General features: G+C 70.7%; 15 protein-coding genes. 4 read left to right on the plus strand and 11 right to left on the minus strand.

What is annotated here, in order from left to right:
- Positions 1-15 precede the first annotated feature (15 nt).
- The 3 genes from BKI49_RS25470 to BKI49_RS25480 are packed head-to-tail and all read right to left on the minus strand — an operon-like array spanning position 16 to position 4,057.
- Entirely contained in the window at positions 16-2,232 is a 2,217-nt protein-coding gene (locus BKI49_RS25470; RefSeq protein WP_095936598.1) for a dipeptide ABC transporter ATP-binding protein, read from the minus strand.
- On the minus strand, positions 2,229-3,077 hold the full coding sequence (locus BKI49_RS25475) for an ABC transporter permease (RefSeq protein WP_179332575.1): 849 nt from the start codon (positions 3,075-3,077) through the stop codon (positions 2,229-2,231). The genes BKI49_RS25470 and BKI49_RS25475 overlap by 4 nt, the downstream gene beginning before the upstream one ends.
- A complete protein-coding gene (locus tag BKI49_RS25480) occupies positions 3,074-4,057 on the minus strand; it encodes an ABC transporter permease (protein ID WP_095936599.1) in 984 nt (327 codons plus the stop codon). The genes BKI49_RS25475 and BKI49_RS25480 overlap by 4 nt, the downstream gene beginning before the upstream one ends.
- A 126-nt stretch (positions 4,058-4,183) precedes the next feature.
- Between BKI49_RS25480 and BKI49_RS25485 the strand changes: the two genes are divergently transcribed.
- Positions 4,184-5,890, plus strand: coding sequence for an ABC transporter family substrate-binding protein (locus tag BKI49_RS25485; RefSeq protein ID WP_257004950.1), 1,707 nt, complete (start codon positions 4,184-4,186; stop codon positions 5,888-5,890).
- A gap of 32 nt (positions 5,891-5,922) precedes the next feature.
- Here the strand turns inward: BKI49_RS25485 and glgX are convergent, their stop codons facing one another.
- The 7 genes from glgX to BKI49_RS25520 form a co-directional block, all read right to left on the minus strand.
- On the minus strand, positions 5,923-8,028 hold the full coding sequence (gene glgX, locus BKI49_RS25490) for a glycogen debranching protein GlgX (RefSeq protein WP_095936601.1): 2,106 nt from the start codon (positions 8,026-8,028) through the stop codon (positions 5,923-5,925).
- 122 nt (positions 8,029-8,150) lie between these two features.
- Positions 8,151-8,606 (minus strand): SDR family oxidoreductase, encoded by a 456-nt coding sequence (locus BKI49_RS25495; protein WP_095936602.1) that lies wholly within the window; start codon positions 8,604-8,606, stop codon positions 8,151-8,153.
- Positions 8,607-8,626: 20 nt separating this feature from the next.
- Positions 8,627-9,967: a sugar phosphate nucleotidyltransferase gene (locus BKI49_RS25500; RefSeq protein ID WP_095936603.1), complete on the minus strand. Its 1,341-nt coding sequence runs from the start codon at positions 9,965-9,967 to the stop codon at positions 8,627-8,629.
- Between the two features lie 236 nt (positions 9,968-10,203).
- Positions 10,204-14,004, minus strand: coding sequence for a multifunctional oxoglutarate decarboxylase/oxoglutarate dehydrogenase thiamine pyrophosphate-binding subunit/dihydrolipoyllysine-residue succinyltransferase subunit (locus tag BKI49_RS25505; RefSeq protein ID WP_095936604.1), 3,801 nt, complete (start codon positions 14,002-14,004; stop codon positions 10,204-10,206).
- Positions 14,005-14,285: 281 nt separating this feature from the next.
- Positions 14,286-15,431, minus strand: coding sequence for a HAMP domain-containing sensor histidine kinase (locus tag BKI49_RS25510; protein WP_257004951.1), 1,146 nt, complete (start codon positions 15,429-15,431; stop codon positions 14,286-14,288).
- 35 nt (positions 15,432-15,466) lie between these two features.
- A complete protein-coding gene (locus BKI49_RS25515; RefSeq protein ID WP_028802127.1) occupies positions 15,467-16,204 on the minus strand; it encodes a response regulator transcription factor in 738 nt (245 codons plus the stop codon).
- A 113-nt stretch (positions 16,205-16,317) separates the two neighbouring features.
- Positions 16,318-16,995, minus strand: a complete 678-nt coding sequence (locus BKI49_RS25520) for a spermine/spermidine synthase domain-containing protein (RefSeq protein ID WP_095936605.1) — start codon at positions 16,993-16,995, stop codon at positions 16,318-16,320.
- A gap of 362 nt (positions 16,996-17,357) precedes the next feature.
- Here BKI49_RS25520 and BKI49_RS25525 point away from each other — a divergent pair, with 362 nt between their 5' ends.
- Together BKI49_RS25525 and lon are read left to right on the plus strand one after the other, a co-directional pair.
- Positions 17,358-18,353, plus strand: a complete 996-nt coding sequence (locus tag BKI49_RS25525; RefSeq protein WP_373557591.1) for a rhomboid-like protein — start codon at positions 17,358-17,360, stop codon at positions 18,351-18,353.
- Positions 18,354-18,476: 123 nt separating this feature from the next.
- A complete protein-coding gene (lon, locus tag BKI49_RS25530) occupies positions 18,477-20,891 on the plus strand; it encodes an endopeptidase La (protein WP_095936606.1) in 2,415 nt (804 codons plus the stop codon).
- A gap of 106 nt (positions 20,892-20,997) precedes the next feature.
- On the opposite strand, the gene BKI49_RS25535 is transcribed toward lon, so the two are convergent.
- Positions 20,998-21,816 (minus strand): lysozyme, encoded by an 819-nt coding sequence (locus BKI49_RS25535; RefSeq protein ID WP_095936607.1) that lies wholly within the window; start codon positions 21,814-21,816, stop codon positions 20,998-21,000.
- Between the two features lie 275 nt (positions 21,817-22,091).
- On the opposite strand from BKI49_RS25535, the gene BKI49_RS25540 reads away from it, so the two are divergent.
- The gene (locus BKI49_RS25540) at positions 22,092-22,586 is read left to right on the plus strand and encodes a MarR family winged helix-turn-helix transcriptional regulator (RefSeq protein ID WP_095936608.1); all 495 of its coding nucleotides are present in this window, start codon (positions 22,092-22,094) and stop codon (positions 22,584-22,586) included.
- Positions 22,587-22,656 lie beyond the last annotated feature (70 nt).

Genomic DNA, 22,656 nt, shown 5'->3' on the forward strand with positions numbered 1-22,656 from the left:
GTCCCGCTCGATGCTTCAGAGCTGCCCCTTCGACGCCGGCCGGTGTCGGAGGGGCGCTTTGCCGTCCGGGTAGGGGAAGTGGCAGGCGGCCACGTGCGGATCGTCGGCGCTCCGGCCGGCCGGTATGGGCGTCTCCCGCTCGCACAGGGCACGCGCTTCGGGCGCCGCCGTCTGGTACACCGGGCAGCGCGCACGGAACAGGCAGCCGGCCGTGCCTCCTCCGGCTCGCGGCGGGTCACCGGGCAGGATGATCCGCTCACGGGCCCGCTCGGCACGCGGGTCGGGCAGCGGGACCGCGGACAACAGGGCCTTGGTGTACGGGTGCCGGGGCCGGGTGAACACCTCGGTGACGCCCCCGGATTCGATGGTCCGGCCTCCGTACATCACCACCAGCCGGTCCGCGATCTGCCGGACGACCGCCAGGTCGTGCGTGACGAAGAGGCAGGCGGGGCCGAGTTCCCGTTTGAGCCGGCGCAGCAGCTCCAGGATCCCGGCCTGCACGGAGACGTCGAGCGCGGAGACCGGCTCGTCCAGGAGCAGCAGTTCCGGCTCGACGGCCAGGGCGCGGGCGAAGGCGATGCGCTGCCGCTGGCCGCCGGAGAACTCGTGCGGGTAGCGTCCGGCGGCGGAGGGGTCGAGGCCGACCTGCCGGAGCAGCTCCGGTGTGCGGGCGGCGGCCCGCGCCTTGTCGGTCCGCTGGGCGAGCAGCGGTTCGGCGATGATGGCGCCCACCGTCATCCGCGGGTCGAGGGCGGCCATGGGGTCCTGGAGGACCAGCTGGACGCGACCGCGCAGCCCCCGTACGTCCGCCCGGCGCAGGTGCGCCGTGTCGTGGCCGAGTATCTCGATGCGGCCCGCCTCGGGCGCCGCGAACGCGATGACCTCGGACAGCGTGGTGGACTTGCCGGCGCCCGACTCGCCCACCAGGGCGACGGTCTCCCCGCGCCGGACGTGCAGGTCCGCCCGCTCCACGGCGTGCAGGGCCTCCGCGGGGCGGCGGCGCAGCCGGAGGCCGGAACGGCGGGGGAGCGGGTAGCTCTTGGTGAGCCCGGTGATCCGCAGCACATGGTCCGCCCCCGGTCTCAGTCCGGGGGCCGTCGCCTTGGCTCCGGCGATCGCCGCCTTGGCCGCGCCGGCCCCCGGCTTGGACCCGGCGACCGGCCCGCCGGACCGTTCGCCCGGCACCGCCGGTGGGAACAGCTCCTGTGCGGTGTGCCGGGCGGTCGTGCCGGTGTGGAAGCAGGCGGCCAGGTGCCGGTCCCCGGCGCCCGGCACCGCCACTGCGGTCGTACCGGAGACGCGGGCCAGCGGGGGCTCCGCCTCCTCGCAGTGCGCGTCCGCGATCGGGCACCTCGGCGCGAAGGAACAGCCCGGCGGAGCGGTCCCGGGCGCGGGGGGCGTGCCCGGGACCGGGGTGAGCGTCCCCACGTCGTCCAGCCGGGGGACCGAGCCGATCAGGCCCAGGGTGTAGGGCATCCGGGGGCGGGAGAACAGGTCGTCCACCGGCGCCGACTCCACGATGCGTCCCGCGTACATGACCGCCACCCGGTCGGCCGCGCCCGCGATCACTCCCAGGTCGTGGCTGACCAGGAGCAGCGCGGCGCCGGTCGCCTTGCGGGCCACCGCGAGGGCGTCGAGCACCTGCGCCTGCACGGTGACGTCGAGGGCGCTGGTGGGTTCGTCCGCGACGATGACGTCGGGGCGGTTGGCGACGGCCATCGCGATCATGGCCCGCTGGCGCAGTCCGCCGGACAGCTCGTGCGGGTACGCGCGGGCGGCCCGGTCCGGCTCGGGCACCCCCACGCTCTCCAGCAGCCCGACGGCTCGGCGCAGGGCCGACTCCCGGGTGGGCCGGGGCCGTTGGTGGATGCGGAGCGCCTCGCCGATCTGGTCCCCGACGCGCCGCACCGGGGTGAAGGCGGTCAGCGGATCCTGGAACACCATGGCGATCCGGCGCCCGCGCTGCTGCGCCAGCTCCCGGACGGGGAGCCCGACGAGTTCGGTGCCGAGCAGCCGGACCGAGCCGCGGACGACGGCACCGGGCGGGGTCAGCCCGAGCAGCGAGAGCGCCGTCATGGTCTTGCCGGCCCCCGACTCCCCGACGATGCCGAGGACTTCGCCGGCGCGCAGGGTCAGGCTCACACCGCGGACGACCGGAACGGGCGCGGACCGGCGCCCGCCCGGCAGCGAGACATGCAGGTCGCGGACTTCGAGTATCGCGCCCCCCGTCATGCGCGTACCTCCGCGCGGACCGCCACCGGGTCGAGCGCGTCACGCAGCGCCTCGCCCACGAGGTTCACGGCGAGGACGAAGCAGAGCAGCAGACCGGTCGGGAAGAAGAACATCCACGGATAGGTGAGGGCCACGTCCGTGCTGTCGGCGATCAGCGTGCCCAGGGAGACGTCCGGCGGCTGCACGCCGAAGCCGAAGTAGGAGAGGCCCGTCTCGCTGATCACCGCGCCGGCCACCGCGATGGTCGCGTGGGTGATCAGGAAGGACGCCATGTGCGGCACGACGTGGCGCCGGATGATCAGGAAGGGCCGGACGCCCATGTGCCGTGCGGCGACGACGTAGGGGCGTTCCTTCAGCGAGAGTGTCATGGCGCGCACGGCCCGCGCCGTGAGCATCCAGCCCAGCGCGGCGAGCAGCCCCACGAAGGCCATCCAGCCCGCGTCGCGCAGTGCCGGCGCCACCACGACCAGGACCAGGAATCCGGGGATCACCAGGAGCAGGTCGACCAGGAACATCAGGAGGCGGTCCGTCCAACCGCCGAAGTACCCCGCGCAGGTGCCGACGGCCGCGGCCAGCCCCGTACTGAACAGGGCGACGAACAGCCCGATGAGCAGGGATTTCTGCAGACCGCGGACCGTCTGCGCGAAGACGTCCTGGCCGATCCGGCTGGTGCCGAACCAGTGCCGGGTGCTCGGTGCGGACCGCAGCGCGGTGTAGTCCACGTCGGTGTGGCTCCAGGAGGTGAGGTGGGGACCCACGAAGGCGAGCAGGAAGAGGGCGACGATCAGCACCGCGCCGGCGACGGCACGCGGTGAGCGGGCCAGGCCGCGCAGTCCCGGCGTCACCCGCGCCGCACCCTCGGGTCGAGCACGACGAGCAGGACGTCGGCGACCAGGCCCGCGAGCAGGACCGTCACGGAGGCGAACAGATTGACCGCGACGACCGAGTTGACGTCGCCCTTCTGCGCCGCGTCCATGAACCAGCTGCCCATGCCGGGCCAGCCGAAGATCTGCTCGGCGAAGACCGAACCGGTGAACAGGGTCAGGAACCCGAAGGAGAAGAAGGTGGTCATCGGGATGAGCGAGGTCCGCAGCCCGTGCCGCAGCAGGGCCCGGCCGGGGGTGAGTCCCTTGGCCTGGGCCGTGCGCAGGTGGTCGGAGCCCAGCACGTCCAGGGTGGCCCCGCGCTGGTAGCGGCTGTAGGACGCGATCGAGCCGAGTGCGACCGTGGCCGCCGGCAGCACCAAGTGGCCCGCTCTGTCCTGGAGATGGGAGAGCAGGCCGCCGGAGCGGCCCGGGGTGCTCTCGCCCGTGTAGCGGATGACCGTGTGGCCCACGGCCTGGTTCAGCTGGAGCGCGCCGTCCTTGAGGAGCAGCGCCAGTACGAAGGTGGGCACCGAGAGCACGAGGAAGGAGAAGACCGTCAGCATCCGGTCGGGCAGTCGGCCTCTGCGCACCGCGGCCCACACCCCCGCGAGGACGCCGAGGCCGGTCCCGACGAGCGTGCCGATGAGCAGCAGCCGTACCGAGACGCCCACCCGGCGGCCGAACTCGTCGTTGACCGAGGCCCCGTCGATGGTGCGTCCGAGGTCGCCGTGGAGCGCGTGCCAGGACCAGTGCGCGAACCGGTCCAGGACCGGCTCCCGTTCGTCGAGCCGCAAGGAGGCGAGCTCGCGGTCGACGGAGGCCGCGGGCGGCGGCGGCTGACGGTCCGCGAAGTACGCCCGCGGGTCGAGTGCGGCGGAGCTGACGAGATACGAGAGAAGGGTCGAGACCACGAGCAGGATGGCACTGTGGATGAGACGCTGGGACAGGCGGCCGACCATGCGACTCCTCATGGTCAGTGGGGGTCATGGGCTTCACCGATGTGACACTCGGCAATGCTATGGTCTCCGCGCGTGAATCGTAGATCAGTTCGCCCAGTTCACCTCAATGTCAGTGAAGGAGCTGGTGTGGGGCGTTTGCGTCGGGTGTGGCTCGGGTTAGGTCTGGCAACGACGGTCGTACTGGCGGGATGTACCTCCTCAGGAGGCGCGCATCCCGACGGAGGAAGCCCGTCCAAGCCGGTCGAGTTCGGCACACATGACATCAACGCCCATCCCGCGAGCGAGCTGCGCAAGGGCGGCACCTTCACACTGGCGATCCCGCAGTGGGCGACGCAGTACAACTACAACCAGACCGACGGCGCCGTCGACCAGGTCGCGCAGATCGACAGCCTGGTGGAACCCGTCCTCTTCCACCTCGACGCGAAGGGCGTCCCGCACGCCAACCCGGACTACCTCGCTTCCGCGGCCGTCACCTCCACCTCGCCGCAGACCGTGACCTACCGGCTGAACCCCAAGGCCCGCTGGTCCGACGGGAGGCCGCTGTCCGCGACGGACTTCGAGGCCCAGTGGCGGGCCCTCGGCACCGGCGACGAGCGGTACAACATCGCCGATCCGTCCGGGTACGACCGGATCAAGGAGGTGCGGCAGGGAGCCGGACCGCACGAGGTGAAGGTGGTCTTCCGCACCCCGTACGCCGACTGGCAGCGGCTGTTCACGCCGCTCTTCCCGGCGTCAGCCGTCGGCACCCCGGAGCAGTTCAACAAGGGCTGGGTCAACCGGATCCCGGTCACCGCGGGCCCCTTCAGGATCGCGTCGATCGACCGCACGGAGCAGACCGTCACCGCGGTGCCCGATCCGCACTGGTGGGGCACGCCGCCGCGGCTGGACAAGGTCATCTTCCGTACGCTGCTGCCCGCCGCCGCCCAGCAGGCCTACCTCAACGGAGAGATCGACGCGGTCAACGCGGCGACCACGGAGGACTACGGGAAGCTCAAGGGCGCCAAGAACAGCGACATCAGGATCGGTTCGGCCTGGGACGAGGTCCATATGTCCCTCAACGGCGCCGGCGGTCCGCTGTCCGACATCGACGTCCGGCACGCGGTCCAGCGGGCCGTGAACCGGCAGGCCCTCGCGGACGTCGCCGCCGAAGGACTGCCCGTCGGCGTCCCGCTGCTCGGCAACCACATCTTCATGACCAACCAGCCCGGCTACGTCGACCACTCCGCACCGTGGGGCAAATACGACCTGGCGGAGGCCGGGCGCATCCTCGACCGGGCGGGCTGGAAGAACCGGGGCGAAGGCCGGCCACGGGTCAAGGACGGCAAGGAACTGCGGTTGCGGTTCGTGCTGAGCAACGCGACCAACCGCCTCGGCCTCGACCTCGCCCAGCTGGTCCAGCAGATGCTCGCCCAAGTGGGCATCATGGTGGACATCACCAAGGTGCCGGCCAACGACTACGGCCCGAAATACCTGTTCACCGGCAACTTCGACATGGTGATCTTCCGCTTCACCGGGCTCGTCTACCCCAGCTCCACCGTGTCGATCTACCAGCAGCCCAAGGGCGACCAGGCCTACCTGAACTACGGGCGGGTCTCCGACGCCAAGCTGGACCACCTGCTCAAGCAGGCCGCCGGCACCCTCGACCGGACCCGCGCCACCGAGCTCTACAACCAGGCCGACGCCGAGATATGGCGGCTCGGCCACGACGTCGAGCTCTACCAGCGCCCCCAGGTGATGGCCGTGCGCAAGGGCCTCGCCAATTTCGGCGTCCCGGGGCTCGGTGACATCGACTTCGCCAAGGTCGGCTGGGTGAAGGGTGCCCCCGGCGGCTGAGGAACCGCCGCCGGGGGCACCCCCTCAGGTCGTCACCGGGAGCCGTCCGCGTCGTCCGGCAGGGACACGAGGAGGACGACACTGCGGCCGTGCGCGTGCAGGGAGTGGCCGTCGACCGGCTCCTCCCGGCCCTCCGCGAGGATGTCGTGCGGCCCGCGGCAGGCCGTGTCGAGGACGCGGTGCCACCGGTGGCCGTGGATCCGGGGCAGCTCGAAGTCCAGCCCCAGGTGGTACATGTTCAGGATCAGATGCAGGTCGGGATCGCCCTCGAACCCGCCGAGCGTGCACGCCAGTACCCGGGCGTTGGTGTCCTCCCAGCCGGGCTGCTCCAGCCGGGTGCCGTGCCAGGTGACGTCGGGCAGCCGCCGGGCGTTGAGGTGCCCGTTGAAGAACCGGGCCTCACGGAAGGTGCGGTAGCGCCGGCGCAGCTCGATGATCCGGTGGGTGAAGTCCTTGGTCTCCTGCTCCTTCTCCGCCTGGTCCCAGTCCAGCCAGGACGTCGCGTTGTCCTGGCAGTAGGCGTTGTTGTTGCCGCCCTGGCTGTTGCGGAACTCGTCGCCGGCCAGCAGCATCGGCACACCGCGGCTCAGCATCAGCACGGACAGCAGGTTCTTGATCTGCCGCACCCGCAGCCGCTCGACGTCGTGCTCCTCGCTGGGGCCCTCGACCCCGCAGTTCCAGCTGAAGTTCTCGTTGGCGCCGTCGGCCTCGGCCTCACCGTTGGCGTAGTTGTGCTTGTGGTCGTACGACACCAGGTCGTTGAGGGTGAAGCCGTCGTGACAGGTGATGAAGTTGATGCTGTTGGTGGGCAGTTCGTTCTGCGGGCCGAAGAGGTCCTCCGAGCCGCCGAGCCGTTTGGCGACCTCTCCGACGAGTCCGGCGTCGCCGCGGACGAACCGGCGCACGTCGTCGCGGAACGGGCCGTTCCACTGGGACCAGCGTTTTCCGGGGAACCGGCCCACCTGATAGAGCCCGCCGCCGTCCCAGGGCTCAGCGATGATCTTCGTCTCGGCGAGCACCTTCGACAGTTCGATCGCCCACAGCACGGGCGGCACGGCCATCTCGTAGCCCTTGTCGCCGCGGGAAAGTTCCGAGGCCAGGTCGAAGCGGAAGCCGTCGACGTGATGCTCGGTGACCCAGTACTCCAGGGACTCGACGATGAACTTGGAGACGAAGGGATGGTTGGCGTTGACAGCGTTGCCGCAGCCCGTGAAGTCCATGTAGTGGCTGCGGTCCTGCGGCCACAGGTGGTAGTACGCCTCGTTGGCCTGGCCGCGGAAACTGATGGTCGGGCCGAACTCGTTGCCCTCGCTGGTGTGGTTGAAGACGACGTCGAGGATGACCTCGATGCCCGCCTTGTGGAAGGCCTTCACCATGTCCCTGAACTCGCTGATGTGCGTGTTCAGATGGGGCGAGGTGCAGTAACCGGTGTGCGGCGCGAAGAAGCCGTAGGGGTCGTAGCCCCAGTAGTTGGGCAGCCGTTCGCCGTCCGGGCCGACGCGCAGCACCTGCGTCTCGTCGAAGTCGAAGACGGGCAGCAACTCGACCGCGGTGATGCCCAGTTCCTTCAGATACGGAATCTTCTCGACGACCGCGGAGAAGGTGCCGGGGCTCGCCGTGCGCGAGGTCGACGACGCGGTCAGACCGCGCACGTGCATCTCGTACAGGACGGTCTCCGCCATCGGGAGCCGCAGCGGCCGGTCGCCCTCCCAGTCGTAGTCGTCGAGGTCGACGACCAGACTGCGCATGGACTGCGCGACGTTGTCCTCCAGGCCGATGGCGGCGGTGCGGTCCCAGCGGCTGTTGATGTTGGCACGGGCGTACGGGTCCAGCAGCACCTTGCGGTGGTCGAACCGCGCACCCGACTTGCTCGTGTCATGGGGGCCGTCCATGCGGTAGGCATAGACCTGCCCCGCGCCGATGCCACCGACGTGGCAGTGCCAGAAGTGGAAGCTGCGATGCGTCTCCGCGTGGAGCTGGACGGTGCGGGAGGGCTCGGGGTCGTCGCAGTGGTCGAAGAGCAGCAGGTCGACACGTGTCGCATGCTCCGAGAAGACGGAGAAGTTGACGCCCTCCGCGTCCACGGTGCTGCCCAGCGGCTGCGGACGTCCTGCTGTGATGTCCGGCGCCTCGGTCATGATCTCTCCCCGGTCTCATGACAGGGATGTCGAGTCACCCCTGGTCATCTGCCTCGCTGATGTGCGGATGGTCGGTCGCGCTGGTCGCGTGACGCCCGGGGTGAACCGGGCCGTCGGAACCCTCAGACGGTGGGGCGGTACACGGCTTCGACGCAGGCCTCGGTGAGGTCCTCCTCGGTGAGCCGGCCGGGCCGCACCACCGTGCAGGGCAGCCCCGACGCGCGCACCGCGGCCTCGCCCGCACGGCTGAGCAGGACGAACCGCGGCCTCCCCGGGACGGCCCCGCTCCGCAGCACGTCCAGCGTGTTGATGACCCCGGTCTCCATGGAGTCCCCCGGGGCGTCCGGGCCCGGCTCCACGGCGTAGACGACGGCCCCGCAGCCGTGCAGCGGGGTGCGCAGGGTCTCGGGCCGCCGCAGGTCGGCCAGGAAGTACTGGGCCAGGGGCGGCAGATGACGGTGGGTGCGCAGGGTGCTGCGGCCGATGACGCGGATGGTCTCACCCCGCGCCATCAGCTCGCGTGTGACGAGCCGGGCCACGCTGCCGGTGCCGCCGATGACGGCGATGGGACTCTTCACGGAACTCTCCCGATCAGGCTTCATATCCACTGCAACACGTCGTCCGAGCTGGTGAGCTGGGTGCCGGCGGGCACCCCCGACAGGGCGGGGACGCGCAGCCGCGGATAGACACTGACCCCGGACAGCCGGGTGCCCGGCCACAGGTGCGCGCCGTCCCCGACCGCGGTGTGCTGTTCCAGCCGGACCGGAGCACGGCGGTCCGACTGCACCTGGACCATCGGGCCGACGTACGAGTCGCTGATGTGCGCGTGCGAGCCGATGACGGCTCCGTCGCCGATGACGGTCCGGTCCAGCCGTACTCCCTCGGCGACGTCGACACCGTCGCCGATGTCCGTGTACTGGAGGTGGACACCGGTGCCGATCTCGGCGTGCCGGCCGATGCGCACCCCGGGGCCGAGGACGACACTGCCCTCGGCGATCTTCTGGGCGAGGGTCGTGCCGCTCACGCTGTCCTTGGTGCGCAGGCTCGTCTCGTGGATCCAGTAGCGGGGATTCTCGCTGAGCGGGTCGCCGAGCGCGCGGTTCATGTAGGGGTAGAGGCCGTTGAGGGCCTCGCCGAGCGTGCCGAGGTAGTCGCCGATGCTGCCCAGGTCGCCCAGGCGCGCGATGGGTTCGACCGCCACCGGCTGATCGTGACCCACCAGCCAGGGCAGCAGGTCGTGCCCCCAGTCCAGACGCTGCTGGGCGAGCCGGATCAGCTCGGGGGTGCGCGCGGCGAGCCGCAGCCGGGCGCAGTCGATCAGGTACATCCCGGCGTTGGTGGGCAGCGTGGACGACGCCCACGGAACGCCGATGCTGGCGAACTCCTCGTGGATACGGCCCAGTCGGGGCTTCTCCAGGAACCCCGAGACGAGGCCGTCGCGGGTGGTCCGCATGACGCCGTACTTCCCCGCGATCTCCTCCGGGGTGCGGGGGACGGCCGCCACGGTGACCACCGCGTCGGTCGCCTCGTGGGTGGCCCGCAGGTCGTCGAGCGAGTAGTCGAACAGCGAGTCAACCGGCATGACAAGCGCGGAGCCGGTCAGGTTCCATTGCTCCAGATTGTGCAGCGTGGCCGCTCCGGAGCCCACGTTGTACTGGTCGAAGCGGGCCCGCGAGTAGTCGATCTCCACGCCGTAGCGTTCGCCGTGGCCCAGGACGAGCTTGATCTGGCTGCGGTTCTCCGCTCCCTGCGCCACCACGTAGAAGCAACGGATGCCTTGGTCACGGCAGGACTCGACGATCCACTCGATGAGCGGTCTGCCGGCGAACGGGATGAGTGCCTTGCTGCGGATGTAGTCGGCGGACTGCAGGGTGATGGGCTTCGCCCTCTCCCCCCGGCCGCCGGCCAGGATGATGCCGACTGTGCTGTCGTCCCCCATCGCTGTCCTGTCTCCTCGACCGACTTCCCGATGCATCAATTTCAACAGTCGCAGTCATCCTCAGTCAAGTTTCTTGTCAAGAGGGTGGGCTGCTTCCGCATGTGTGCCGGGACGGCTCGCCAGGACGCCCGTCGCCCCGTGGCCGCGACCGCACGCGAAAAGCCCGAAGGGCCCGGTGCCGAACCCCGCGGACGGGGATCGGGCACCGGGCCCTTCGGGCTGTCGTGCTCCGAGGACTAGGCCTCGAACACCTCACGGACCAGCTGCTCCTGCTCCGCCTGGTGCCGCTTCGCGGAACCGACGGCGGGGGAGGAGGAGTGCGGACGCGAGATCCGGCGCAGGCGCTCGCCGTGCGGGACGTCCGCGCCGACCGCCAGGTCGAGGTGGTCGATCAGGTTGAGCGCGATGAACGGCCAGGCACCCTGGTTCGCCGGCTCCTCCTGGGCCCACAGGTACTTCTCGGCGTTCGGGTACTTGTTGACCTCCGCCTGGAGCTCGGCACCCGGCAGCGGGTACAGGCGCTCGATGCGGATGATCGCCGTGTCCGTGACGCCGCGCTTCTTCCGCTCGGCCTCGAGGTCGTAGTACAGCTTGCCGGCGCAGAAGACGACCTTGCGGACCGCCGCGGCGTCGACCGAGTCGTCGCCGATGACGGGGCGGAAGGCGCCCGTGGTGAACTCCTCCGTCTTCGACGCGGCGGCCTTGAGGCGCAGCATCGACTTCGGGGTGAAGACCACCAGCGGCTTGTGGTGCGGGTTGTGCACCTGCCACCGCAGGAGGTGGAAGTAGTTCGACGGCAGGGTCGGCTGGGCGACCGTCATGTTGTTCTGCGCGCACAGCTGGAGGAAGCGCTCGATGCGGGCCGAGGAGTGGTCCGGGCCCTGGCCCTCGTAGCCGTGCGGGAGCAGCAGGGTGACGCCGGACGTCTGGCCCCACTTCTGCTCGGCGGCCGAGATGTACTCGTCGACGACGGTCTGCGCGCCGTTGACGAAGTCGCCGAACTGCGCCTCCCACATGACCAGCGCGTCCGGGCGGGCCAGCGAGTAGCCGTACTCGAAGCCCATGACCGCGTACTCGGAGAGCAGCGAGTCGTAGACGTTCAGGCGGGCCTGCTCGTCCGAGAGGTACTGGAGCGGGGTGAAGTCCTCGCCCGTGACCCGGTCGATCAGCACCGCGTGACGCTGGCCGAAGGTGCCGCGGCGGGAGTCCTGGCCCGACAGGCGGACCGGGGTGCCCTCCAGGAGCAGCGAACCGATGGCGAGGGTCTCGCCCATGCCCCAGTCGATCGTGTCGTCCTCGATCATCGCGGCCCGGCGCTGGAGCTGCGGCAGCAGACGCGGGTGGACCGTGACGTGGTCGGGGATGTTGACCTGGGACTCGGCGATCCGCTTCACGATCTCCTGGGAGACCGCGGTCTGCACGGCCACCGGGAACTCGGCCTGCGGGTCGGGCACGTGCGCCTCGGCCGGGGCCGAGATCGCCTCGCGGACCTCGGTGAAGACCTTCTCCAGCTGGCCCTGGAAGTCCTGCAGCGCCTGCTCGGCCTCTTCCAGGGTGATGTCGCCGCGACCGATCAGGGACTCGGTGTAGAGCTTGCGCACCGAGCGCTTCTTGTCGATCAGGTCGTACATCAGCGGCTGCGTGAACGCCGGGTTGTCGGACTCGTTGTGTCCGCGGCGGCGGTAGCAGATCAGGTCGATGACGACGTCCTTGTTGAACGCCTGGCGGAACTCGAAGGCCAGGCGAGCGACGCGGACGACGGCCTCGGGGTCGTCGCCGTTCACGTGGAAGATCGGCGCCTCGATCATGCGGGCCACGTCGGTGGCGTACATGGACGAGCGCGACGACTCCGGGGCGGCGGTGAAGCCGACCTGGTTGTTGATGACGATGTGGACCGTGCCGCCCGTGCGGTAGCCGCGCAGCTGCGACATGTTGAGCGTCTCGGCGACCACACCCTGGCCGGCGAAGGCCGCGTCACCGTGCAGGGCGACCGGCAGGACGGTGAAGTCCGTGCCGCCCTTGTTGATGATGTCCTGCTTGGCGCGGGTGATGCCCTCGATGACCGGGTCGACGGTCTCCAGGTGGGACGGGTTCGCGGCCAGCGAGACGGCGATCTGCTCGCCGTCCAGGCCGGTGAAGGTGCCCCGGGCGCCCAGGTGGTACTTCACGTCGCCGGAGCCGTGCATCGACTTCGGGTCGAGGTTGCCCTCGAACTCGCGGAAGATCTGCGCGTACGACTTGCCGACGATGTTCGCGAGGACGTTCAGGCGGCCGCGGTGGGCCATGCCGATGACGACCTCGTCCAGGCGCGACTCGGCCGCGGAGTCGATCACCGCGTCGAGGAGCGGGATGACGGACTCGCCGCCCTCCAGGGAGAACCGCTTCTGGCCGACGTACTTCGTCTGCAGGAAGGTCTCGAAGGCCTCGGCGGAGTTCAGCCGGCGCAGGATGCGCAGCTGCTCCTCGCGCTCGGGCTTGGCGTGCGGGCGCTCGACGCGGTCCTGGATCCACTTGCGCTGCTTCGGGTCCTGGATGTGCATGAACTCGATGCCGGTGGTGCGGCAGTACGAGTCACGCAGCACGCCGAGGATGTCGCGCAGCTTCATCATCGACTTGCCGGAGAAGCCGCCGACGGCGAACTCGCGCTCCAGGTCCCACAGGGTGAGCCCGTGCTCGGTGATGTCCAGGTCGGGGTGCTTGCGCTGCTTGTACTCCAGCGGGTCGGTGTCGGCCATGACGTGGCCGCGGACCCGGTAGGAGTGGATCAGCTCGAAGACGCGGGCGGCCTTGGTGACGTCGTCGTCGTGGCTGGCGTCGATGTCCTTGAGCCAGCGGACCGGCTCGTAGGGGATCCGCAGCGACTCGAAGATCTCGTCGAAGAAGCCGTTCTCGCCGAGCAGCAGGTTCGCGACGATGCGCAGGAACTCGCCGGAGGCGGCGCCCTGGATCACCCGGTGGTCGTAGGTCGACGTGAGCGTCATGACCTTCGAGATGCCGAGCTTGTTCAGGGTGTCCTGGGAGGTGCCCTGGAACTCCGCCGGGTAGTCCATGGAGCCGACGCCCATGATGACCGACTGGCCGGGCATCAGACGCGGCACGGAGTGGACGGTGCCGAGGCCGCCGGGGTTGGTCAGGGAGACCGTGACACCGGTGAAGTCGTCCATCGTCAGCTTGCCGTCACGGGCGCGGCGGACGATGTCCTCGTAGGCCTGCCAGAACTCGAAGAAGTTCAGCGTCTCGGCCTTCTTGATGCCGGCGACGACGAGCTGGCGGTCGCCGTTGGGCTTCACCAGGTCGATGGCGAGACCGAAGTTGATGTGCTCCGGCTTGACCAGGGTCGGCTTGCCGTCCTTCTCCGCGAAGGAGTAGTTCATCGACGGCATGGCCTTGATGGCCTGCACCATCGCGTAGCCGATGAGGTGGGTGAAGGAGATCTTCCCGCCCCGGGCACGCTTCAGGTGGTTGTTGATCACGATGCGGTTGTCGAAGAGCAGCTTCACCGGGACCGCGCGCACGGACGTGGCCGTGGGCAGCTCCAGGGAGGCGTTCATGTTCTTCGCGACCGCGGCGGCGGGGCCGCGCAGCGTGACGAGCTCGGGACCTCCGGCGGCCGCGGTGGCCTCGGCGGCCTTCGGCTTGGCGGCGGCCGGGGCGGCCTTCGCGGGAGCCGGGGCGGCGGCGGCGGGCTTCGGGGCCGCGGGAGCGGGCGCGGGAGCGGGAGCCGCCGGAGCGGTCCTGGCCGGAGCCGCGGGCGCGGCGGGCGCGGCAGGGGCCGCGGGAGCGGCCGGAGCCGGCGTGATCGTGGTCCCTGCGGCCCCCGCGGCCGCAGTACCCGCCGGAGCCGAGGCGGCAGCCGCCCCCGGCTTGTAGTCGGCGAAGAAGTCCCACCAGGCACGGTCTACCGAATTCGGGTCCTGGAGGTACTGCTGATAGATCTCGTCGACGAGCCACTCATTGGGACCGAACGCAGCAGCGGGGTTCTTCCCGGCTTGGTCGTCGGTGGAGATGCTCGAGTTACTGGGGGACTGTGGCGACACGGCGGCAACCGCCCTCTTCCGCTTCACAAGGTGATGGACAGCGGAAATAAAGGCTACGCCCCCATGGCCGAGAAGGTCAGGCCGGGCCCGTCCAACGTCGTGTAAGTCACACCGGAAAGCGTGTTTCGGGCATGGAAATGGCGGGAAACAAGCGAGGTTCCGGTACGGAATGGGTACGGCGACTCAGGGTCGCGGCAGTCCTCACGCGGCCCTCTGCCTGATCACACGTGTCCGCCAGCGCCGACACGGATGGATCTTGTGGCTCCGGTTCGAACTTTACGTCAACTTGGCAGAGAGGGGAGCCCCGGAAGGGTGACCTGAATCCGGCAACCCCGCTGAGATTCGGCCACACCGATCCGGCCGCCGTGCAGATCGACCGCCCAGCGCGCGATCGCCAGGCCCAGTCCCGTGCCGCCGTCGCTGCCCGGACCGTGCGGCGCGGGCACCCCGCCCCGGTTGAACCGCTCGAAGACACGGTGCCACTCCGACTTGGGGATGCCCGGGCCCTCGTCCAGGACCTCCAGGGCCAGCGACTCCGGGTAGTCGCCGCGCCGCGCCTTGACCGTCACCCGGCCGTGCGGCGGACTGTGCTTGACCGCGTTGTCGATGAGATTCGCCACCACCTGGTGGATCCGCTCCGGGTCCGCGTGCGCGGTCAGCTCGGGCGGGGACACGTCGAGGTGCAGATGCACGTCGGTGCGTGTGTGGCTGCCGGAGCCCGAGGCGATGCCCCCGCGCGCGGAGGACACCATGTTGGCCTCCTTGAGCACTCCCGACAGATACGGCCAGACCTCGAAGCGCCGCTTGTGCAGCGGCACCACGCCGTTGTCCAGCCGCGACAGGTCCAGCAGCGTCTCCACGAGCCGCCCCAGCCGCTCCGTCTGCTTCAGGGCCGTACGCATCGTCTCGGGGTCCGCGGCGGAGACGCCGTCCACGACGTTCTCCAGGACGGCGCGCAGACCCGCGATGGGGGTGCGCAGCTCGTGCGAGACGTTCGCCACGAGCTCCTTGCGCTGGCGGTCCTGGGCCTCCAGCTCGTCGGCCATGAGATTGATCGTCTCGGCCAGGTCGCCGAGCTCGTCGCGGCGGTTGTCGCTCACCCGGCGCGTGTAGTCGCCGTGCGAGATGTACCGGGCGACCGCGTTCATCTCGTCCAGCGGCGCGGTGAGCGAATGCGCCACGAACTGCGTGATCAGCAGCGTGGCGATCATCGAGAAGACCGTGATGAAGCGCAGCTCGGTCTTGGTGTGCACCGCGATCATCGACAGCCCGGTCGTGATGAACACGGCGACGACGACGAGCGTGCCGAGCTTCGTCTTGATCGAGAAGGGGCGCAGGCCGCCCCAGGGGCTCACGCTCCCGCGCTCTTCGAACTCGTGCCGGCCGAACTCGCGCCGGCCGGTTCCGTGCTCCCCGAGCCCGCTCATCACATCAGCCCCCTCGAAGGTCCCGACGACCCGGCTCAGGGAGTCGGGGTCTCCAGCGCGTAGCCGACACCGTGGACCGTGCGGATCCGCTCGGCGCCGATCTTCCGGCGCAGGGCCTTGATGTGGCTGTCCACGGTGCGGGTCCCGGACGCGTCCGCCCAGTCCCACACCTCGGCGAGCAGCTGCTCGCGCGAGAGTACCGCGCGCGGGGTGTTCGCCAGGCAGACCAGGAGGTCGAACTCGGTGGGCGTCAGGTGCACGTCCTCGGAGCGGACCCGAACCCGGCGCTGCGCGTGGTCGATCTCCAGCTCGCCGAGCCGCAGGATGCCGCTGCGCGGCGTCGACGCCGCGACCACGGCGCGCTCGACCCGCCGCAGCAGGACGTGCACGCGGGCGGCCAGCTCGCGCATCGAGAACGGCTTCGTCATGTAGTCGTCGGCGCCGACGCCGAGCCCGACCAGCATGTCCGTCTCGTCGTCGCGCGCGGTGAGCATCAGCACCGGCACCGGGCGCTGGGCCTGCACGCGGCGGCAGACCTCCAGCCCGTCGAAGCCGGGCAGCATGATGTCGAGGATCAGCAGGTCGGGCTGCCAGGCCTCGGCGGTGTCGACGGCGGCCGGGCCGTCGCCCGCGGTTTGCACCAGGAATCCCTCGGCACGCAGGCGGGCCGCGATGGCGTCGACGATCGTCGGGTCGTCCTCGACCACCAGCACCCGGCGTTGAGCGCCCGGAGTCGCCGCCGTGCCGTTTTGGGAGGTGTGTGTCTGCTCCATCGCCCGCCCCTGAGGTGTGCTTTCCGGAATCCGTGGGGTGATCCCATGACTGCGCTTGACGCTTGAATGATCCGCGTCAGGGAAGCAGAGTACGGGCAGTCACCGTGCCGCGGCTATCCAGGCCTGACCGCGAGATGCACGACGTCCGGAACGCCCCGGGCAACCGGGATCTCTTCGGTACGCACCCGTTGGAACCCGGCATTCCGCAAGGTTCCTTCAAATTCCGGAGAGGGCTGGGCCGACCAGACCGCGAGTACTCCGCCGGGCTTCAACACCCTTGCGCAGCTTGCCAGTCCGGCGTTCGCGTACAGCCCCTCGTTGCTCTCGGTGACCGTCCAGTCGGGTCCGTTGTCGATGTCCAGGCAGAGCGCGTCGTACGTGTCGGATGTCTCATTGACGTACGCGAGCAGGTCGGCCTCGACGATGTCCGTGCGCGGGTCGGCGAGAGCCGCCGCGGACAACTCGCCCAGGGGGCCGGACCGGTGCCAGCCGATGACGGCGGGCTCGCGCTCGACGACGGTGATGCGCCCCCAGCGCGGATCGGCGGCCGCGTGTGCGAGCGAGAACCCGACGCCCAGACCCCCGATGAGCACGTCAGGATCCCGGCGCCCGTCCAGGGCGTCGTACGCGGCGTCGACGAGCAGACGCTCCGAGCGGCCGTCGGACGTGTCCATCAGGAAGCACCCGTTGGCGATGATCTGCAGCAGCGCACCGTGTCGCCGCAGCACGACCTCGCCGTAGGGGCCCTCGCTGCGGTCGACGACTACAGGAGTGTCGTACGAGGTGGTCATGGCGCCCATCCTGGCAGGTCCCCCGGGACAGGCTTCCGAACTTCCGCTTCCGGGGCGGTGCCCGCGGGGGAAGCCCGGCGCCGGACGCCGCCGGACCCCGCGTCGAGGGGCGCCGTCGCCGGCCCCCTGCGCGGCAGCCCGCCGGGGCTGCCCGGCGGATTCATCCGAACGTGTCCCGGTGGGGCGCGGGCCGCCCGGCCCGACGGCCGGCCACGGTGGCCGACCGTCGGGCCGGGACTCCGCACCGGACGCCGGGGACGTGCCGTGGCGGGCCCGCGCGGGGCGACGGTCATGGACAGTGACACCCGGGACGCGAAGGGTGGGGTGCGACAGAAGGCCGCACCGTGGACCGGAGCACCGCCGTGGAACGCAGCACAACAGAGCGGGCCGACACCGCGCTCGCCCACCCGGAGGCGGGCGCACCCCTCGGCGACGCGCTCGACGGTGTGCCCCACCAGCGCGCCGGCCACGGTGCGGCGTCCATGCCGGTCCCGGACCGGGCGCCCGGTCCGGGACCGGCATGGACGCCGGCGACGGCATCGGCCTCGGCCCGCGCGGCCGCGGCACCGGCAATCGGGTCGCCCGAGCCGGACCCATTCGCCCCGCGCCCCCGCGCGGCGCGCATGCGTGCCCCGCGCCTCCGGGGGCTGTTCCCCACGCCCGTCGGAACGCCCTTCACCTTCACGTACGCGGTCGTCCTGGCGGCCGTCTCGGTCGCCGCCGGCCACGCGGACCCCTCCCTCGTGCACGCGCTGCACCAGGGCTCCAGCACGGACGTGGCCCATCTGGCGGCCCACCCGATGCTCGTGCTGATCGCCAGCGCGCTCTGGATCGCCGGGGGCGTCACCTCCCCGTACGCGATCGGCTTCCTCCTCGTCCTCACCGCACTGGAGCGGCGGACCGGCGGCCTGCGCGCGGCCGGCGTCTTCCTGCTCGGGCACATGGCCGCCACGCTGGCCACCGAGGTGCCCGTCGGTCTCGCGGTCCTGGCCGGCCACCTGCCGGGCAGCTCTCTGCACCGCCTCGACTACGGCATCAGCTTCGGCGTCGCCACGAGCGTCGGCGCGCTCGCCGGACTGCTGTCCCCGTGGCTGCGCCTGCCGCTCCTGACCGGCTTCGGCGCGATGCTCGTCGCGGACCTGATCGCCTTCACCGACCCCATGACCGAATGGGGACACCTGATGGCCCTCGCCGTGGGGATCTCCACGTGGCCCCTGGTGCGGCGCGTGCGGGCGGCACCGTGCGCACCGGAGTCGCCCGGCGCCGCCGACCGCGGCCCTCTCCCCATCGAGGTCCATGGTCCTCGCCCGGCGCCGACCACCGGCTTCACCAGGCATTCCCCGGGCGAACCGCCGTAGGCGGACCTCCCGGGCCGAGCCCGGAAATGAGCGATCGCTCACAGCGAACGGAACCCGGGGAACAATCGAAGCGCGCCCAGCATTGAGTCGGCATAGCTCAACTTGACTGCCGAAGGGGAGATCATGGCTTCGACGTCCACACCGCTCACCTTGCCCGTGCTGCCGCTCGATGACGAGGTCGTGCTGCCCGGAATGGTGGTTCCGCTGGACCTGAACGACACCGATGTACGCGCCGCGGTGGAGGCCGCCCAGGCCGCCGCCCGTTCGACGCCCGGCAAGCCGCAGGTGCTGCTGGTTCCACGTATCGACGGGACGTACGCGGGCACCGGCGTGCTCGGCACCGTCGAGCAGGTCGGCCGCCTGGCCGACGGCGACCCGGGTGCGCTGATCCGCGGGCGTGGGCGTGTGAAGGTCGGTGCGGGGACGACGGGCCCCGGTGCCGCACTGTGGGTGGAGGGCACCCGGGTCGACGAGACCTTGCCCGAGCCCCTGCCCGGCCGGGTCGCCGACCTGGTCAAGGAATACAAGGCCCTCGCCACCAGCTGGCTGCGCAAGCGCGGCGCCTGGCAGGTCGTGGACCGCGTACAGCAGATCGACGATGTTTCCGCCCTTGCCGACAATTCCGGTTACTCCCCGTTCCTGTCCATCGAACAGAAGGTGGAGCTGCTGGAGACCGCCGACCCGGTCGCCAGGCTGAAGCTGGCCACCGAGCAGCTCCGCGAGCACCTCGCCGAGCAGGATGTCGCCGAGTCCATCGCCAAGGACGTGCAGGAGGGCGTCGACAAGCAGCAGCGCGAGTTCCTGCTGCGGCGCCAGCTGGAGGCCGTGCGCAAGGAGCTGCGCGACCTGAAGGGCGAGTCCCCCGAGGACGAGTCCGACGACTACCGCACCCGCGTCGAGGCCGCCGATCTTCCGGAGAACGTCCGCGAGGCCGCGCTCAAGGAGGTCGAGAAGCTGGAGCGGTCCAGTGATCAGTCGCCCGAGGGCAGCTGGATCAGGACCTGGCTCGACACCGTCCTCGAGCTGCCGTGGAACGAGCGGACCGAGGACCAGTACGACATCCAGGGCGCGAAGGAGCTGCTGGACGCCGAGCACGCCGGTCTGGAGGACGTGAAGGAGCGGATCACCGAGTACCTCGCCGTGCGCAAGCGGCGCTCCGAGCGCGGTCTCGGAGTGGTCGGCGGACGTCGCGGCGGTGCCGTGCTCGCCCTCGTCGGCCCGCCCGGCGTCGGCAAGACCTCGCTCGGCGAGTCCGTCGCGCACGCGATGGGCCGCAAGTTCGTCCGCGTCGCCCTCGGCGGCGTCCGGGACGAGGCGGAGATCCGCGGCCACCGGCGTACCTACGTCGGAGCGCTGCCCGGCCGTGTCGTCCGTGCCATCAAGGAGGCCGGGTCCATGAACCCGGTGGTCCTGCTGGACGAGATCGACAAGGTGGGCTCGGACTTCCGCGGCGACCCGGCCGCGGCCCTGCTCGAAGTGCTCGACCCGGCACAGAACCACACCTTCCGCGACCACTACCTGGAGGTCGAACTCGACCTCAGCGACGTGGTGTTCCTGGCCACGGCCAACGTGCTCGAAGCCATCCCGGAGGCCCTGCTCGACCGTATGGAGCTGGTCCGTCTCGACGGCTACACCGAGGACGAGAAGGTCGTCATCGCCCGGGACCACCTGCTCCCGCGTCAGCTGGAGCGGGCCGGTCTCAAGCCGGACGAGGTCAACCTCGACGAGGGTGCGCTGCGCAAGCTGGCCGGCGAGTACACGCGGGAAGCGGGCGTGCGCAACATGGAGCGGGCCGTCGCGCGACTGCTGCGCAAGGTCGCGGCCCAGCACGAACTGGGTGAGCGTGAGCTGCCGTTCACAGTGACCGAGGCGGACCTGCGCGGTCTCATCGGACGGCCGCACCACGTGCCCGAGTCCGCTCAGGACCCGGCCGAGCGCCGCACCGCGGTGCCCGGCGTGGCGACCGGTCTGGCCGTCACGGGCGCCGGCGGCGACGTGCTCTTCGTGGAGGCGTCGCTCGCCGACCCGGAGACGGGCGCGGCCGGACTGACCCTGACCGGTCAGCTGGGCGACGTGATGAAGGAGTCGGCGCAGATCGCGCTGTCCTTCCTGCGCAGCCACGGCGCCGAGCTGGAGCTGCCGGTCGGCGACCTGAAGGACCGGGGTGTGCACATCCACTTCCCGGCGGGTGCGGTCCCCAAGGACGGGCCGAGCGCGGGCGTCACCATGACGACGGCGCTGGCGTCCCTCCTGTCGGGCCGGCTGGTCCGCACGGACGTGGCGATGACCGGTGAGGTCTCCCTGACCGGGCGGGTGCTGCCGATCGGCGGCGTGAAGCAGAAGCTGCTCGCCGCGCACCGGGCGGGTGTCACCACGGTGATCATCCCGAAGCGCAACGAGGCCGACCTGGACGACGTCCCGGCCGAGGTCCTGGAGAAGCTCGACGTCCACGCCGTCACGGACGTCCGCCAGGTCCTCGAACTGGCCCTCGCCCCGGCGACGAACGGCGCGAGCCCGCGGGTACCGCTCGCGGCATGACCCCGGAGGCACCGGTGGTGGCGTGACGGCCGCCGCCGGTGCGTCCGGTACGGGAAGGCCCGGGTCCGTGAGGGAGCCCGGGCCTTCCTCATGTCCGCCCGCGGTGTCAGCCGTTGGCGAGTGCCTGCACCCGGTCGAGGGCTCCGTTGAACTTGTCGTGGTCGCCCACCGTCGGTCCGGACGACGTGTACTGCCACATCGTGTAGTAGGACCAGCCGGCCGGCAGGGTGCCCGGGGCGGAGGCGTAGCGGGCGATCCACAGCGGGTTGGCCGAGGCGAAGCCGCCGTAGTTGCCGGTGCAGTCGACCCACCAGCTGGTGGCCGTGTAGATCACGGCGTCCCGGCCGGTGCGGGCCTTGTACTGGGCGAGGAAGCTGCTGATCCAGCTGACCATCGCGCTCTGCGTCTTGCCGTAGCAGGCGGCGCCGTACGGGTTCCACTCGATGTCGAGGACACCGGGGAGCGTCTTGCCGTCACGGGACCAGCCGCCGCCGTGGTCGACGAAGTAGTTGGCCTGTGTGGCGCCGGTCGTCGTGTCGGGCGTCGCGAAGTGGTACGCGCCGCGGATCATGCCGATGTTGTACGAGCCGTTGTACTGCTGGGCGAAGTACGGGTTCGTGTAGTACGTCCCCTCGGTCGCCTTGGTGTAGGCCCACTTGACCCCGCTGTTCCACAGGGTCGACCAGGCGACGTTGCCCTGGTGGCCGGAGACGTCGACGCCTTCGGTCTGGGTGGCGTCGCCGCTGTTGGGGGTGCCGCCCTGGCCGTCGTGCGCGACGACACCCATGCCCATACGGGCGGTGCCCCGCGCCGGGGTGTCGGCGGCGGACGAGGGGAGTGTGCTGAGCGAGGAGAACGCGGCGAGCAGGATTCCTACCGCGAGCAGACGCAGGCGGTGGGCCGTTCCGGATCTGTGCACGGGCATGTGCGTGCCTCCGAAGGGCTCGGTGGAGCTCGGTGGGGGGAGTGCGCGGGCATGCGCGCCGCCGTGGAACTGGGGAGTCAGGTCTTCGTCGACCCGGAATGGCGTGCGCATGCCAGTAAGTGCCTGATAAAGAAGCTACGCACGTAGAGCGCGGCGTGGGAAGAGGGGTCGGAGGCTGCCGTTGGTCTACGCCTGCGAAATACTGACGGAGCTGCGGCAATGGCGAGTTCTGGCGGAAACTTTCAGGATCGGGAAACCGGGTCAGGGGTGCTGACGTGCACGACAACGGAAACGGCGGCGGGCAGCGTGTCGAATCCGCGACGTCGGGAAGTGGTGTGGACCAGGAATTCCCGGCACTGGAACGCGAGTTGACGGTGTTCCTGCGGCGTGCCCGCGCCTCCTCCGGCGAGATGGCCCGGGAGGTCCATCCCGACCTGGAGTCCTCGGCGTACGGGCTGCTCTTCCGGCTGGAGGAGTGTGGCCGGCAGCGCGCCACGGAACTCGCCGCGTACATCGGCGTGGGCAAGGCCACGATGTCGCGGCAGCTCCGGGCCCTCGAAGACCTCGGCCTGGTCGGCCGCGAGCCGGACCCCGCCGACGGCCGCGCCTGGCTCGTCCACCTCACCGAAGAGGGGCGGGAACGCTTCCGCAAGGTCCGCGAGGCCCGCCGGGCGCGCTACGTCCGCCAGCTCGCGGACTGGGACCCCCGCGAGGTCGCCGAACTCGCCCGTCTGCTGCACCAGCTGAACACGGGCATGGAACAGCGCTAGCGGGCGTCGTTCGGGTCGGCCCGGACCTCCCCGCCGGGCCCCGCACCCCGCCCGCGCCCCAGCCGGGCCC

Source organism: Streptomyces sp. Tue6028, assembly GCF_002300165.1.
Classification (GTDB): domain Bacteria; phylum Actinomycetota; class Actinomycetes; order Streptomycetales; family Streptomycetaceae; genus Streptomyces; species Streptomyces siamensis.

Bases quoted from the DNA above. Each gene is read 5' to 3' on its own strand.
- lon (WP_095936606.1), top strand. From the start codon at position 18,477: ATGGCTTCGACGTCCACACCGCTCACCTTGCCCGTGCTGCCGCTCGAT.
- BKI49_RS25520 (WP_095936605.1), bottom strand. From the start codon at position 16,995: ATGACCACCTCGTACGACACTCCTGTAGTCGTCGACCGCAGCGAGGGC.
- BKI49_RS25480 (WP_095936599.1), bottom strand. From the start codon at position 4,057: ATGGTCGGCCGCCTGTCCCAGCGTCTCATCCACAGTGCCATCCTGCTC.
- BKI49_RS25535 (WP_095936607.1), bottom strand. From the start codon at position 21,816: ATGCCCGTGCACAGATCCGGAACGGCCCACCGCCTGCGTCTGCTCGCG.
- BKI49_RS25470 (WP_095936598.1), bottom strand. From the start codon at position 2,232: ATGACGGGGGGCGCGATACTCGAAGTCCGCGACCTGCATGTCTCGCTG.
- BKI49_RS25510 (WP_257004951.1), bottom strand. From the start codon at position 15,431: ATGAGCGGGCTCGGGGAGCACGGAACCGGCCGGCGCGAGTTCGGCCGG.
- BKI49_RS25500 (WP_095936603.1), bottom strand. From the start codon at position 9,967: ATGGGGGACGACAGCACAGTCGGCATCATCCTGGCCGGCGGCCGGGGG.
- glgX (WP_095936601.1), bottom strand. From the start codon at position 8,028: ATGACCGAGGCGCCGGACATCACAGCAGGACGTCCGCAGCCGCTGGGC.
- BKI49_RS25515 (WP_028802127.1), bottom strand. From the start codon at position 16,204: ATGGAGCAGACACACACCTCCCAAAACGGCACGGCGGCGACTCCGGGC.